Annotated in this window: 14 protein-coding genes; 2 read left to right on the top strand and 12 right to left on the bottom strand. The window is 40.2% G+C overall.

Going from position 1 to position 14,108, the window contains the following annotated elements; genetic code table 11:
- Nucleotides 1-52: 52 nt before the first annotated feature.
- From tsaD to CVT17_RS06710, 12 genes are all read right to left on the bottom strand, one after another.
- Nucleotides 53-1,060 carry a tRNA (adenosine(37)-N6)-threonylcarbamoyltransferase complex transferase subunit TsaD gene (gene tsaD / locus CVT17_RS06765; protein ID WP_107770735.1) on the bottom strand — a complete coding sequence of 336 codons (1,008 nt, stop codon included), beginning with the start codon at nt 1,058-1,060 and terminating at the stop codon, nt 53-55.
- The gene (locus tag CVT17_RS06760) at nt 1,057-2,349 is read right to left on the bottom strand and encodes a M99 family carboxypeptidase catalytic domain-containing protein (protein ID WP_107770736.1); all 1,293 of its coding nucleotides are present in this window, start codon (nt 2,347-2,349) and stop codon (nt 1,057-1,059) included. The genes tsaD and CVT17_RS06760 overlap by 4 nt, the downstream gene beginning before the upstream one ends.
- Complete coding sequence (locus CVT17_RS06755) at nt 2,349-3,584, bottom strand: uracil-xanthine permease family protein (protein ID WP_107770737.1); 1,236 nt, start codon at nt 3,582-3,584, stop codon at nt 2,349-2,351. Before CVT17_RS06755 ends, CVT17_RS06760 begins: the two co-directional genes overlap by 1 nt.
- A complete protein-coding gene (gene dxr, locus CVT17_RS06750) occupies nt 3,571-4,680 on the bottom strand; it encodes a 1-deoxy-D-xylulose-5-phosphate reductoisomerase (protein WP_107859016.1) in 1,110 nt (369 codons plus the stop codon). Before dxr ends, CVT17_RS06755 begins: the two co-directional genes overlap by 14 nt.
- Nucleotides 4,662-5,393 carry a phosphatidate cytidylyltransferase gene (locus tag CVT17_RS06745; protein WP_107697618.1) on the bottom strand — a complete coding sequence of 244 codons (732 nt, stop codon included), beginning with the start codon at nt 5,391-5,393 and terminating at the stop codon, nt 4,662-4,664. Before CVT17_RS06745 ends, dxr begins: the two co-directional genes overlap by 19 nt.
- A 234-nt stretch (nt 5,394-5,627) precedes the next feature.
- Nucleotides 5,628-6,302: a restriction endonuclease gene (locus CVT17_RS06740; protein ID WP_230853277.1), complete on the bottom strand. Its 675-nt coding sequence runs from the start codon at nt 6,300-6,302 to the stop codon at nt 5,628-5,630.
- Between the two features lie 13 nt (nt 6,303-6,315).
- Nucleotides 6,316-6,528, bottom strand: a complete 213-nt coding sequence (locus tag CVT17_RS06735; protein WP_107859017.1) for a winged helix-turn-helix domain-containing protein — start codon at nt 6,526-6,528, stop codon at nt 6,316-6,318.
- Nucleotides 6,529-6,890: 362 nt separating this feature from the next.
- A complete protein-coding gene (locus CVT17_RS06730; RefSeq protein ID WP_021091811.1) occupies nt 6,891-7,610 on the bottom strand; it encodes a fumarate reductase iron-sulfur subunit in 720 nt (239 codons plus the stop codon).
- Nucleotides 7,603-9,621, bottom strand: coding sequence for a fumarate reductase flavoprotein subunit (locus CVT17_RS06725; protein WP_103583750.1), 2,019 nt, complete (start codon nt 9,619-9,621; stop codon nt 7,603-7,605). The genes CVT17_RS06730 and CVT17_RS06725 overlap by 8 nt, the downstream gene beginning before the upstream one ends.
- A 14-nt stretch (nt 9,622-9,635) precedes the next feature.
- The gene (locus CVT17_RS06720; protein ID WP_107859019.1) at nt 9,636-10,334 is read right to left on the bottom strand and encodes a fumarate reductase cytochrome b subunit; all 699 of its coding nucleotides are present in this window, start codon (nt 10,332-10,334) and stop codon (nt 9,636-9,638) included.
- A gap of 106 nt (nt 10,335-10,440) precedes the next feature.
- The gene (lgt, locus tag CVT17_RS06715) at nt 10,441-11,268 is read right to left on the bottom strand and encodes a prolipoprotein diacylglyceryl transferase (protein WP_107859020.1); all 828 of its coding nucleotides are present in this window, start codon (nt 11,266-11,268) and stop codon (nt 10,441-10,443) included.
- A 36-nt stretch (nt 11,269-11,304) separates the two neighbouring features.
- The gene (locus CVT17_RS06710; RefSeq protein WP_107859021.1) at nt 11,305-11,940 is read right to left on the bottom strand and encodes an IMPACT family protein; all 636 of its coding nucleotides are present in this window, start codon (nt 11,938-11,940) and stop codon (nt 11,305-11,307) included.
- Between the two features lie 126 nt (nt 11,941-12,066).
- Between CVT17_RS06710 and galU the strand changes: the two genes are divergently transcribed.
- Entirely contained in the window at nt 12,067-12,888 is an 822-nt protein-coding gene (gene galU, locus CVT17_RS06705; protein ID WP_103630602.1) for a UTP--glucose-1-phosphate uridylyltransferase GalU, read from the top strand.
- A complete protein-coding gene (locus CVT17_RS06700; protein ID WP_107770744.1) occupies nt 12,885-14,105 on the top strand; it encodes a glucose-6-phosphate isomerase in 1,221 nt (406 codons plus the stop codon). Before galU ends, CVT17_RS06700 begins: the two co-directional genes overlap by 4 nt.
- The last annotated feature ends 3 nt before the right edge of the window (nt 14,106-14,108 follow it).

Here is a 14,108-nt window from a genome sequence, read left to right as displayed (position 1 = left end):
TACTTACGAAGCTATCAAGATTTAGGCGCAAAATTTATGTTTTTTAAAAAGTTTAATTTAACTCAAGCTTTTTAAAGCTAACTCTTGGATTTATATTTAGCTCGCTATGGTTTACAAACTCGCCTTTTAGGTACTTCTCACGCCCAGCTCTTGCTATCATTAAGGCGTTATCAGAGCAAAACTCAAGTGGAGCTAGCAAAAGCTCGCACTCATTTTTTTGGCAAAGCATCTCAAGTCTTTTTCGTAAATTTAGATTTGCACTTGCGCCGCCAACTACGCCAAAACGCTTAAAATTTCTTAAACAAAAGACCTTTTCAAGCTTGTTTAAAATGTGCTCACAGGCAGTATTTTCAAATGTGTAGCAGATGTCAGCGATATCCTTTTGTGTGATACTTTCTAGCTTAGAAATTTCAACTCTGACTTGGTTTTTAAGCCCTGAAAAACTATATTCAAGGCGTTTGTCATGAAGAAGTGGAATGGTAAAATGAAACCTCTCTTTGTCTTTGCAAAGTAGGGCATTTTGCTGAACTACGGCACCGCCTGGATAGCCAAGATCAAGCATTTTAGCAACCTTGTCAAAGCTCTCACCAAAGCTATCATCGCCAGTACTTGCAAGCTCAGTGATTTCACCATTTTCGCTTACTTCTAAGATCATCGTATGCCCGCCACTAACTAGCAGGACGCCAAGTGGAAAGGTGGCTTCGCGATCTAAAAATAGTGAGTAAATGTGGCCAACTAAATGATTTACGGCAATTAGCGGGATATTTAGAGCTACGCTTAGCGCTTTTGCCATGCTGACGCCACCTATTAGGCTCACACTAAGACCTGGCTCATTTGTCACAGCGATTGCTTTTATATCTTTAAAATTTGGCAAGATATCCTCTAAAAGTGCTGGTAGTGCCTTTGTGTGAAGTCTAGCTGCAAGCTCAGGAACCACGCCACCAAAGATAGCGTGCTCCTCCTCTTGAGAAATTTTTTTATAATAAATTTTCTCTAAAGTGCGTTCATCTATTAGTGCGACCGAGCTATCGTCACAGCTACTTTCGATGCCAAGTATCATTTAAACTCCGCTAAGATCATGCCAGCAAATTTCTCTTTGCCATCTTCGTTTTTATAAAACTCGACTCGGTAAATTTTGCTGTCTTTATCGATGCTGTAGCTTTTATTTAGGCTATTTTTAGTCACTTCTTGCTCGCTCTCATCTATACTTTTTGTGCCGTATCCTATGACATTTACGCGCACGTTTTTGAGTGCTTTTACTTTAAAGCTCTTTTTCACGCTAAATTTATCGCCACTTTTTAATGCAAGCTCGCTACCGTCGCTTATTAGTGAAATTTCATCAAGCGGCTTCGCAAATTCAAAATATTGTGGTTTTAATCTAGTAACAAAGCGGTTGCCGTATTGCACTTTGAAGCTACCATTTTCTTTTATGACGGCTATTAGCGGATTTGGTGAGCTGTAATTTAACTCGCCTTTTTTAAGTGGGACAAAATTTATTAAAGGCTTTAGATTTTTAAGGCTTATCGCATATGAATTTTCAAGCTCAAGTCTAATCTCTTTTTCGATCGCTCTTTTTACGCTTTTAACATCAAGATTAAATGGCCTAGTAAAGCTAATGCCAGCTTTTTTCATGTATTCTTCAATGGCGATTAGATGGTAATAAGTCCTTTGCTCGGCATTTAAATTTTTACTAGCTTCGTTTGCAAAGGCTGATTTATTTTGCGTGATAGCATAGTAAGTTAGGCTTTTTAGCATCTCTTTGTCACCCATTGCGGTGTGTGTATTTTTGATGTGATACTGGTGTTTTTGATCTATTAGATGCTTGTTTAGCACATCTTTTACGCTTGAAGCGATACTTTCAAGCTCTGGATATTTTGAGCCAGGAAGCGTACTTTGATCTATGATGCAAGTATTGCCCCATTTATCTGGATTTTCGTCTTTGTTTATAAATTTATCTCTGTAATAGCCACTTCCATCGTGCAAATTTAAGATGAGCGTAACGTTTTTGTCGGTTATGACGTCTTTTATCTTCATCACTGAGTTGTAATCAGGATCGTTTTTATCGACATGGGCAAATTTTCTATTCATATCGCCTTTTGTGCCACGACTTCGCTCGATTATGCTTGGGAAATTTAAATTTGGCACGACCCAAAGCGAACCTTTTGTGATGTTATAGTCGGTGGCCACGATAGAGGCTGCCAAAAATCCACCCGGCTCATCGCCTTGAATACCGCCGATTAACAACATCGTGTTCTCGCTTGGCTCACCTTTTTTGATGAGCGCATAGTCTAAAGTATTGGCTAAACTAGCAGTGGCAAAGGTTAGTAAAAAAAGTAAAAATTTACGCATTAATATCCTTCGTAATGCTTTGTTTTTGGTAAAAGCAAATTTAAAACTATCCCAGTAACCGCGCCAAGCCCTATACCTGAAAATTTAACTGCTCCAAGGTCAAGCACCATGCCGCCGATGGCAAAGATGAAGATGAGGGCTACGATTATCATGTTTCTAGGGTCTGCAAGATCGACTTTGTTTTTTATAAGCGTCTCCATGCCAACGCTTGCGATGATACCAAAAAGTAGCAGCATGATACCGCCGATGACTGGAGCTGGGATAGTTGAAAGCACCGCTCCTAGCTTGCCAACAAAGGCTAGCACGATGGCAGTGATCGCTGCAAAGGTCATAATCGCTGGATTATAAGCCTTTGTAAGGCTAACTGCGCCTGTGACCTCTGAGTATGTAGTGTTTGGCGGACCACCAAAAAAAGCAGCAAGCGAAGTGGCAAGACCATCTCCAAGGAGTGTGTTTTTAAGGCCCGGATTTTTTAGAAAATCTTCTTTTGTAACATTTGATATAGCAAGCATATCGCCTATATGCTCGATCGCTGGAGCGATAGCGATAGGTATCATATAAATTATCGCTTCAAACTCAAATTTTGGTGTGGTGAAATTTGGCATTCTAAACCAAGGTGCATTAAAGATAGGGGTAAAATCAATCATGCCAAAGCAGTAAGCTACGATGTATCCGGTGATAATACCAAGCAAAATAGGTATGAGCCTAAACATGCCACGTCCAAGCATCATCACTAAAATAGTAGCCACTAGCGAAATGCCAGCGACGATCATCGCCTCATTTTGGGTATAAATTTTAGTAGCTGATGTTGCCATTTTGACGGCATTTGGAGCAAGGATAAGGCCTATTGTCATGATGACAGGTCCAACGACAACTGGAGGCAAAATTTTATGCAAAATTTTCTCTCCGCCAAATCGGACCACGAGGCTTAAAACAACGTAGAAAAATCCAGCAAATATAACGCCCCCCATCGTCACGGCTATGCCCCATTTTTCGATACCGTACTGAAGTGGCGCGATAAAAGCAAAGGAGCTTGCTAAAAAAATAGGCGGAACATTTTTCCTAGTAATTAGCTGAAAAAGTAGCGTGCCAAGACCAGCCGTAAAGAGAGCTACATTTGCATCTAGACCCGTAAGTATCGGCACTAATACCAGTGCACCAAAGGCGACAAATAAAAACTGAACGCCGATTAAGCTTTGTTTGGGATCAAATTTATAACCCTCATACCTTTGCATTTAACATCCTTTTTGCGTAATTTCTAACTTCTTTATCAGCTTCAAAAATTTCATCAATATTTGAAATTTTAATATCTCTAAAATTTTTAACAGAGCTTAAAACGAGCCTTGAGATATCCAAAAACGAGCATTTTTTCTCTAAAAAGCTAAATACTCCAACCTCATTTGCAGCATTTATCACTACGCCTAGATCAGGCTTTGCTAGGACTTCATCTTTTAGAGAAAAAATGGGATATTTTTTAAGGCTGATTTTATGAAATTTTATTTTTTTTAGATCAAGTAAATTTGCGTGTGAAACGATATTTTCATTGACATTTTCAAAGATAGCATGAGCGATAGCTAACTTCATATCAGGTCGCGAGAGGTGCATCGTGCTTGAGCCGTCTATAAATTCAACTACGGCGTGTATCGCAGAAGTTGGCTCTATCACAGCTTCGATCTCCTTGATGCCATAAAGCCAATAAGCCTCCATCACCTCAAAAAGCTTATTTGCCATCGTCGCACTATCAATCGTGATCTTTGCGCCCATATCCCAGTTTGGATGCTTCAAAGCATCACTTGGTGTGGCGTCTTTTAGAAATTTGATCGGCTTTTTATAAAATGCGCCACCGCTTGCTGTGATGATGAGTCTTTTTGGTGCAGTTTTATTTTCAAGTAGAAATTTAAGCCCAAAATGCTCGCTGTCTATTGGTAAAATTTCTCTAGTCTTTAGAAATTTGCCACCAACGACAAGGCTCTCTTTGTTTGCAAGGGCAAGTCTTTTTCCAAGAGTTTGTGTCTTTAGACTAGGAGCAAGGCCAGCAAAGCCAACAAGGGCGTTTATTACCTTTTTTGAGCTTGAAATTTCTAGCATTTGTAGCAGTCCAGCCTCGCCAAAAAAGATATTTTTAGCTTCTATGTTTTTTACGTTTTTAGCTAGCTTTTCATCGCCTACGCAGACAAATTTTGGCTTAAATTTTAAAATTTGCTCATTTAGTAAATCTACATTTTTAGCGCAGCTTAACGCCTCAACATTTACGCCAAATTTTTCGCAAAGATTAAGGGCATTTTTGCCGATTGAGCCAGTTGAGCCAAGTATTACCACGAGAGCGACCAAAGTAGGGCAACTACACCAAATAAATAGCCATCTATTCTATCAAGCATGCCTCCATGTCCTGGGAAGAGCGAACCACTATCTTTGACGCCGCAAAGTCTTTTTAGGTAACTCTCAAACAAATCTCCCCAAACCGCAAACACGCAGACTAAAAAGCTTGAGAATAAAATTTGGAAAAATCCTTCAGTTACAAAATTTCCAACAATGCAGCCAATCACAGTGCCTATCGCCACACCGCCTGCTGCACCCTCTATTGTTTTGTTTGGTGAGCTTGGGCTAAATGGATGTTTGCCAAACATTTTGCCAACAAAAAATGCACCACTATCGCTTGCAACTACGCTTAAAATAAGCCATACAAGATAGCCTACGCCATACTCTGAGTAAAGCATCCATATCATAAAGATCGGCGTGGTTGGATAGACAAAAGGTGCGACTAGCTTTAAATTTTCACTTTTTATGTGAGCTAGGATCGAAGCAACCAGCATGATAGCAAGGATCGCTATGAAAATTGGATTTGTAAAATATGTAAGCACGTAAAAAGCAAGTGCGGCAAAAACTAGCTGTTTGTGATCGATATTATAAAGCTTGAGCGACTCATTAAAAGCAAAATAAAGCACAGCGCCGAGCAAGATAAAATTTAAAATATAATTATCAATAAAAAAAACTACTAAAATAGCAACAAACATCAAAACGCCAGTGATTATGCGAGATTGCATATCCTCTCCTTAAAATCGTTATTTCGCTGTAATTATAACACTTAAATTTTAGACGGCGTTTATAAGAGTAAAATTTGATTTAAAAAGCATTTTAAGCTGGTAAATTTGGACTATTTTGGCGTTAGTAAAGATTTAAATTTGCTTTTTAACATATAAATAAAGCAAGACCGGAATTAGCCCACACAACTGCTTTTAATAAATACATATACGCTAGTGCTTTATAGCTTAAAATTTTTAAAAATTATTTTCCTCAAAAAAGTCGGTATCGATTTTGCAAATTTCATATATTTGGCTTGTTTGAACGCCGACTTTGTATTTTATCATTAGCTCTGCAAGCTTGTCACCGTCTATCAAAACCACACTAAAATTTTGATTATCTTTGGCGAAATTTTCAGCTTCTTTAGTAAATTTTGCCGTAGTGATAAAGACGCCTTTTTTAGTATTTTTATTTGAAATAGCGCCGATAAACTGCTGAATCTCTGGCCTACGGATATTACTGCCGTCTTTGTATCTTTTTGCTTGGATATAAATTTTAGAAAGCCCAAGTTCATCTTCGTCTATGATGCCATCTATCCCGCCATCTGGGCCTTTGTTCGTAAGATTTCCAGCTCCATAATTCATCTTTTCAAGTAATTTTGTTATAAGGTATTCAAAAAATCTTGGCTCTTTTTCTAAAATGCTAGATAAAATTTCACTTTTTAGCTCTTCTTTTATCTTGCAAAGTGCTTCATCTATATTGTCATCTGGGGTATTTTCTGTGGCTTCTTTTTTCTCTTGCCTTATCTCTTGTTTGTAAATTTCATCGTACCAAGAGAGAAATTTGCTCTTTTTGTCCTTGCTACTTACTAGCTCTTTGCCAAAATTTGTTATGGCAAATAGGCTTCTACCAACTTTTTCAAGAGGTATCATTTTTGGTTTTGATCTAACTTGTGTGGTTGTAGCTAAGATAAAATAGTGCCCAACTTGTTCTACTCATATAGGTTGGTGTCCTATTTTTTATTTTTTGCAAAAGATCTTCATCTTTTAACTTAAAATGCTCAATTATAAATTTAGAAATTTCAGCTCTATTTGCCTCTTTCTTTTGTGCGACAAAATCCAAAATAGGCAGCATCATATCTTTATAGCTTGGTAACATTTTATATCCTTAAATGAAGCAAATTTTTGAAATTATATAAATTTTTTGGCTTAAAAGCTATAATCAAAACATGAGATGTCTTGGCCTAACAAATTTTCTTTTAGAAAATATTAGCTTATTTGTAAATACCTTTGCTACGATATTTGCACTAATTTTTTGTTTTGTTTCTGGTGTTGGAATCGTCTTTATATTTATCGTATTTCCACTTGGTTATATAATGGGCGCACTCTTATCAATCCCTTTTTTGATATTTTTATTTTTCTTATTTGTATCTATTGATATCTTTTTATGCCTTTTGGCATCTATTTGCAGTCTTTTTTAATAAATTTAGAAGTAAATTTGGGGCTTTTACAGCCCCTTTTCTACTTTATAGCAGCCATTTTTCTACGCATATAAGCTATGCGGCTTTGAAGTGGTAAGTGTTTAGGGCAGTTATCCTCGCAGCCTAGCAGCGTCATACAGCCAAACACGCCGTCATCATCGCCGATAAGCTCGTAAAAGTCCTCGTCGGTTCGTTTATCAAGCGCGTCGATTTTAAATCTAGCTACGCGGTTAAGTCCGACCGCACCGATGAAATCAGGCCTCATGATAGCCGTACCGCACGCAGCCACGCAGATACCGCACTCGATGCAGCGATCAAGCTCAAATACCTCTTGAGCCACTTCAGGCTCAACTTTTTCCTCAAGCTTAGAGATATCGGTCTCGTGGTCGGTGTGTATCCAGCTCTCCACGCGCCTACTCATCGCATTCATCCAGTTGCCGGTGTCTACGCTTAGGTCTTTTAAAAGCTTAAATACTGGCAAAGGCATAAGCTCAATTACTCCGCTTTCAAAATCCTTAGTAAGAGTTCTACAAGCTAATCTTGGCTTACCATTTACAAGCATGCCACAACTTCCACAAATTCCAGCACGGCAAACGAAGTCAAAGCTAAGATCTGGGTCAAATTTCTCGCGAATCATATTTAACGCGATAAACAATGTCATACCATCAGTCTCTTCTAGCTCGTAGGTCGCAAAATGCGGCTTTGAAATTTTGCTTAACGGATTATATTTAAATGCTTTTATGGTTATTTTTCTACTCATATCCTATTCCTGCTCTTTCGTTTGGTGCTTTATATTTTGGTTGAAGATCATAGTGCATTAAAACCTCTTGAATTTCTTGTCTGCTCTTACCTTCAGCTTGCATTTTCTCACGAATTTCATCAACCTCTTTTTGGCGGATGGCACTATCTGGATGCTCAATAATATTACCTTTCGCACCATAGCCTCTAAATGCTGGTGGCATCTCCATTTTCATAATATCAAGTGGCTCATACACGATAGTCGGTAGTGTATCGCCCTCTTTCCAGCTAGTTAGAGTTCTGTTTAGCCAGTTTAGGTCGTCGCGTTTCGGATAGTCTTCGCGGCAGTGCGCTCCGCGGCTCTCGGTGCGATCAAGCGCGCCTTTTGCGATACAAAGGGCTAGTTTTAGCATCTTTGGTACGCGGTAGGCTTCCTCAAGCTCAGGGTTGCCAAATAGCGCCTTGTTTGTAACTTTGACGTCTAAAGATTGTTTATAAAGCTCTTCTAGCTCTTTTACCGCTACGGCTAGACCTTCGCCTGTTCTAAAGATCGCCACGTGCTCCCACATGATGTCTTTCATCTTGTTTTTGATCTCAAATACGTTAAATTTGCCCTCTTTTTCAACAAGGCTTTTTAGATAGTCTTCCTCTTTTTTAACGAATTTTTCGATATCTGCGGTATTTATATCTATCTCGTGGCTACCGCAGTAATCGGCAAAATAGTCCCCAACGATCATGCCCGCTACGACAGTTTCTGAAACGGAGTTGCCGCCTAGGCGGTTAAATCCGTGCATATCCCAGCACGCAGCCTCGCCGGCGCTAAATAGACCTGCTAACGTCGGGCTCTCGCCTGTAGGCTTAGTTTTTATGCCACCCATAGAGTAGTGCTGCATAGGTAGGATCGGCGCCCAACCTTTACCGCGCTGTCGTCCATTCTCGTCGGTATATACTTCGGTGTCGGCAGGATCGATGCCGTTAAAGATTTCGCAAATTTCTTGAACGTCGCGTAAGTTTTTCTCTATATGCTCGCGTCCTAGGATAGAGATATCTAGCCAAACATGATATCCGTATGGGCTAGGTACGCCTTTACCTGCGCGGATATGCTCCATGATGCGGCGGCTTACGACGTCGCGGCTAGCTAGTTCTTTTTTCTCAGGCTCATAATCAGGCATAAATCGATATCCGTCCACGTCGCGTAAAATTCCGCCGTCGCCGCGGCAACCTTCCGTTAGCAAGATACCGCTTGGAACGATCGGAGTCGGGTGAAACTGAACAGCTTCCATATTTCCTAGCTGAGCTACGCCGGTCTCAAGAGCGATGGCCGCACCTATACCCTCGCAAACTACGGCGTTTGTAGTGTGTTTATAAACCCTACCGTAGCCGCCCGTAGCGATTAGCGTACCTTTTGCGACGTATGCCGTGATCTCGCCGTTAACTAGATCGCGAACGATCGCGCCGTAACAGCGGTTATTTGCGTGGATTAGCGCGATAGCTTCTTTTCTGTCGTGGATTTCTACGTTGTGCTTTAGAGCTTCGTTCGCTACGGCAAAAAGCATAGTGTGACCGGTGGCGTCTGCCGTAAAGCATGTTCTCCATTTTTTAGTTCCGCCAAAGTCGCGAGAGTGGATGAGTCCGTGGACCTCTTCTTTTTCTACAATGGTCGTTTTTTGAGCGTTGATGATAGCGCTTCTCTCGCCTTTTGTTATACGAGTCCAAGGCACGCCCCAAGCCGCTAGCTCGCGGATCGCCTTAGGCGCGGTTTGACAAAACATACGCGCGACTTGCTGATCGCAGCCCCAGTCGCTACCTTTTACCGTGTCGGCAAAGTGTACGTCCTCGTTGTCGCCTTCGCTCATTTTTGAATTTCCCAAAGAGGCTTGCATGCCGCCTTGCGCAGCCGCAGAGTGCGAGCGTTTTACAGGTATTAGGCTTAAAACGACGGTGCTTAAGCCCTTTCCTCCAGCAGCCACAGCAGCTCTAAGACCAGCTAGACCACCACCAATTACCAATGCATCATAATATTTTACATTCATCTTCTAGCTCCTTTTTAATGGCTGATCCACACGAAATCGGCAATTAGCGCAATTATAGCAAGTATGCCATAAACGGCAAATACAATTGTTTTTGCCTTATTTCTTTTGGCAAACATTTCGTGCTTATTTGCACCATCAATGCTTATCCATTTGACATACAAGCGGTACATACCGATACTAGCGTGAACGACCATAAAAACAAGTAGTGCGAAGTAGAAAATTTCTAGTTGATGAAATGCAGCCGCTGATTTGTCGGCAGTAATATGTCCGCCAAAGACTATATCCACTAGGTGCGCGCTGGCTGCGAAAAATAGCGCAAAACCGGTTAAAAACTGAAACCACCAAAGCGTAGTATCAAGGTGCTTCATGCGGTCTTTGTGGCCTCTAAACATTAGATATTGTCTGTAGTTTGCTGGAAATTTTCTCATAGCTAAAAATGCATGAGCGATAAAAATGGCGAATATTACCGCGGCTATAACGTTAGTGATCCACCAAGTAGTTTCTCCAAATAAAAATTTAGCCTCCGCAAACCCTACGACAGCGTTAAATGCGTCTTTGCCAAGTAGTATAGTAGAAGTAAAAACCATATGGCACAATATAAAACAGGCTAGAATAAACCCTGTAATACTTTGCCATCTATCCCAAGCGGCTGGAGTGCGACTTTTTTTGTCGTCCGACCGTTTTCCCAAAAAACCTTCTATAAGCCCGGTCATGAGCCCTCCTAAGAAATTTGAAATAAATTATCATTTCTTAATACTAATTTAAATATTAGTATTAATTGATAAAGCTAATGCTATCAGATTTTTACTTTAATATTTTTTAAACACTTATATTAGAGCTTTGAAATTTTTTATAAAGCATGGCATAAACAAAAATTCCAAAACCACACATGATAAGTGATAATATTTGACCCATTGAAAGACTAAAAATAATAAATCCAAGCCCTGAGTCAGGCTCTCTAAAAAACTCGCAAATAAATCTTGCAAAAGTGTATAAAATAGCATAAAGCGCTATCAGCTCGCCATTAAATTTCTTAAATTTTCTATATAAAAATAAAATAATAAAAATAACTAAACCTTCTAAGAATGCCTCATAAAGCTGACTAGGATGTCTTGATTGCCCAAAAACATTTATCGCCCAAGGCACGTCTGTGACGCGTCCAAAAAGCTCTTGATTTAAGAAATTTCCGACCCTGCCAAATGTATAGCCAAAAGGTATGCAAACGGCACAAAGATCAAGTAGCTGCCATAAATTTTGTTTATACCTTTTGCAAAATAGATATGTCGCAAGCAAAAAGCCAACTACTGCTCCGTGGTAACTCATGCCACGAATTCCTATAAACTCGCCGTTATGAAATGGATTAAAAATTTGCCAAGGTTGCGCCAAGTAGTAGCTTACTTCGCCTGAATATACTAAAACCCAGCCAAGTCTAGCGCCTAAAATAACGCCTATCTCTACCCAAAAAAAGTAGTTGTCTAAAAGTTGATTTGAGATAGGGATATCATCTTTTTTAACGAGATACTTTGCCATGGCGAGTGCCAAAACAAGGGCCAAAATATACATAAGACCATACCAGTGCACGCTAAAGCCAAAGAGGCTAAAGGCGACTGGGTTGAAGTGGTTATAAATGTCGTTCCAAATTTCCATTTTTTACTTTCTTTTTAAATTTATGCGATTTTACAATTAATAAATAAACAGCGCTTTGCTGCCAAGTGGCAAGGCTAGAAATTTAAACTCGCTTGCTTCAAATTCTTTGCAAAATTTAAATAGCTCGGCAAACTCGGCTTCGTTTAAATTTACGCTCCAGATCGCTCCAGAGTCATTAAATTCTCTTTCAAACTCGCTTAAATTTTTAGTGGCGAAGTAGTGTTCAAAGCGGCTCATCAACGAAAATGGCGTAAAAAATTTGATCTCATCTTTTATCTCAAATTTCATCATGCCACCATCTTTTATCGCTTCATTTATCACCTCATTTACAGCCCCAGAGTAGGCTCTTACAAGCCCTCCAGTGCCAAGCTTTATCCCGCCAAAATACCTGACTATCAAGACGCCAACATTTATAAGATCAGCGCCCCTTAGCGCGTTTAGGCTTGGCTGACCGCTAGTGCCCTTTGGCTCGCCATCGTCGCTTTGATTTTCGACTATCTGTCCGTATTTGTTTAACTCCCTTGTTGCCCAAACTACGTGAACAGCCTTAAAATGCTCCTCTTTTAGGTGTTCGTGCAAGCTTTTAAACGAGCTTATCGGGCACAAAAATGCTAAGAAATTTGACTTTTTTATATCAAGCTGGGCTTTGAAAATCCTATCAATCGTCTGCAAATTTGCTCTTTTTTAAAAATTTTAAAAATCTTATCAATTTGCTAATTAAAGCCTTGTAAATTCAGACAAATTTATATTATTAAGGAAAAGATAGTAGAATTTTGCAATTTTTCACGAAGGACTAAAATGATACAAACTTGCCTATTTCCAGCGGCTGGATATGGAACGAGGTTTTTACCAGCTACAAAATCACTCCCAAAAGAGATGTTGCCGATCCTTACAAAACCACTCATTCACTACGGCGTTGATGAGGCGCTTGAGGCTGGCATGGACAATATGGCCTTTGTCACAGGACGCGGAAAAAGGGCGCTTGAGGACTATTTTGACATCAGCTACGAGCTAGAAAAAGAGATCGCAGGCAGCCAAAAAGAGTCGTTGCTTAGCGAAGTTAGAAATTTAATGAGCTCATGCACATTTTCATTTACTAGGCAAAATGCTATGAAAGGGCTTGGACACGCCATTTATACGGGTAAAACGCTAGTTCGAGATGAGGCATTTGGGGTCATTTTGGCAGATGATCTATGTATAAATGAAAACGGCGAGGGCGTGCTTTCACAGATGGTTAAAATTTATGAAAAGTATCGCTGCAGCGTCGTTGCGGTGATGGAGGTGCCAAAAGAGCAGACTAAGTCTTATGGCGTCGTAAGCGGCAGGTTTATAGAAGATGATCTCATAATGGTCGATGATATGGTTGAAAAGCCTGATCCTGCTGAGGCTCCGACAAATTTAGCGATAATTGGTCGCTACATCTTAACGCCAGATATTTTTAACATCTTAGAGCGAACAAAACCAGGCAAAAACGGCGAAATTCAGATCACAGACGCGCTAAAAACGCAGGCAAAAGATGGCATGGTGCTAGCTTATAAATTTAAGGGCAAGAGGTTTGACTGCGGCAGCATCGATGGCTTTGTCGAGGCTACAAATTTCTTTTACGAGCGCAGTAAATGATAGAGACTTCATTTAAATTTAACTTTGCAAGCAGCGAGGTCATCGACTCCTACGCCAAACGCATAAACGACGAATACGAAAGCGGCGAGATAGGCTACTACCACCTGCCAGTGCTCGGGCAAAATTTACTTGGCGAGATCGAGGAGTATGAAAAGGGGCTAGCTTATATCAAAAATGTAGTACTTGTTGGCATTGGCGGCAGCAGTCTTGGCGTAAAGGCGCTAAAATCAATGCTTAATGGCACAAAGGGGATAAAAAGAGAGCTTTTATTTTTAGATAACGTCGATCCTTGCAGCTACAAAAGCGCACTTAGTGGGCTAAAATTTGACGAGACACTTTTTATAATAAGCTCAAAATCAGGCAACACGATCGAGACGATTACTATTTTTAAGTGCTTGCTTGATGACTTTAAACCTCAAAATTTAGGCAAAAATTTCCTCATCATAACTGATCCTGGGACAAATTTAGAAAATTTTGCCAAAGAAAATAGGATTAAATTTTTCAATATCCCAAAAAACGTTGGCGGGAGATTTAGTGTATTAAGTGCGATCGGCCTTGTGCCTCTTGGTATTTGTGGCTACGATATAAAGGCACTACTGGAGGGCGCGCTTGCTTGCAAGGAGCAATACATCGAGCAAAAAGATAGCTCCATAGTCGCTAAAGCCTACCACTACGCCACTAGCAGAAATGCCAGTATAAATGTCATTTTTAGCTATTGCGATAGATTTTTTGAATTTAACGACTGGTACGTGCAGCTGTGGGCGGAGAGCCTTGGTAAAAAAAGAGGCTATAAAAGGGTCGGCCTTACACCAGTTGGACTTGTCGGTAGTCGCGATCAGCACAGCTTTTTGCAGCTTATAATGGACGGCGTAAAAGATAAGAGCGTGACATTTATAAAGATAAAAGATCACGCAAGCGACAAGACTATTCCAAATTTAAGCCTAAAAGGGCTTGAAGGGTGCGATTTTGTGGCAGGTCTAAGCCTAAATGAGCTTATAAATTTACAGTGCGACGCGACAGTTATGGCACTGATGCAAGAGGGCATAAGTGTCGATACTATCACGCTTGAGAGGCTTGATGAGTTTCACGCTGGCTGGCTCATTTTTTACTACGAGCTACTAACCTCGGCCACTGGTATCATGCTAGGCATCAACACCTACGATCAGCCAGGCGTTGAGATAGGAAAACGTATCCTAAAAACCATGCTTTTAAAGTAGAAA

This window comes from Campylobacter concisus (genome assembly GCF_003048775.2).
GTDB lineage: Bacteria > Campylobacterota > Campylobacteria > Campylobacterales > Campylobacteraceae > Campylobacter_A > Campylobacter_A concisus_I.
This window is presented reverse-complemented; position numbering and strand designations above follow the sequence as displayed.

Excerpts from the sequence above, each read along its gene's own strand:
- tsaD (WP_107770735.1), bottom strand. The coding sequence starts at position 1,060 with ATGATACTTGGCATCGAAAGTAGCTGTGACGATAGCTCGGTCGCACTA.
- CVT17_RS06760 (WP_107770736.1), bottom strand. The coding sequence starts at position 2,349 with ATGCGTAAATTTTTACTTTTTTTACTAACCTTTGCCACTGCTAGTTTA.
- CVT17_RS06755 (WP_107770737.1), bottom strand. The coding sequence starts at position 3,584 with ATGCAAAGGTATGAGGGTTATAAATTTGATCCCAAACAAAGCTTAATC.
- CVT17_RS06745 (WP_107697618.1), bottom strand. The coding sequence starts at position 5,393 with ATGCAATCTCGCATAATCACTGGCGTTTTGATGTTTGTTGCTATTTTA.
- CVT17_RS06740 (WP_230853277.1), bottom strand. The coding sequence starts at position 6,302 with ATGATACCTCTTGAAAAAGTTGGTAGAAGCCTATTTGCCATAACAAAT.
- CVT17_RS06735 (WP_107859017.1), bottom strand. The coding sequence starts at position 6,528 with ATGTTACCAAGCTATAAAGATATGATGCTGCCTATTTTGGATTTTGTC.
- CVT17_RS06730 (WP_021091811.1), bottom strand. The coding sequence starts at position 7,610 with ATGAGTAGAAAAATAACCATAAAAGCATTTAAATATAATCCGTTAAGC.
- CVT17_RS06725 (WP_103583750.1), bottom strand. The coding sequence starts at position 9,621 with ATGAATGTAAAATATTATGATGCATTGGTAATTGGTGGTGGTCTAGCT.
- CVT17_RS06720 (WP_107859019.1), bottom strand. The coding sequence starts at position 10,334 with ATGACCGGGCTTATAGAAGGTTTTTTGGGAAAACGGTCGGACGACAAA.
- lgt (WP_107859020.1), bottom strand. The coding sequence starts at position 11,268 with ATGGAAATTTGGAACGACATTTATAACCACTTCAACCCAGTCGCCTTT.
- galU (WP_103630602.1), top strand. The coding sequence starts at position 12,067 with ATGATACAAACTTGCCTATTTCCAGCGGCTGGATATGGAACGAGGTTT.
- CVT17_RS06700 (WP_107770744.1), top strand. The coding sequence starts at position 12,885 with ATGATAGAGACTTCATTTAAATTTAACTTTGCAAGCAGCGAGGTCATC.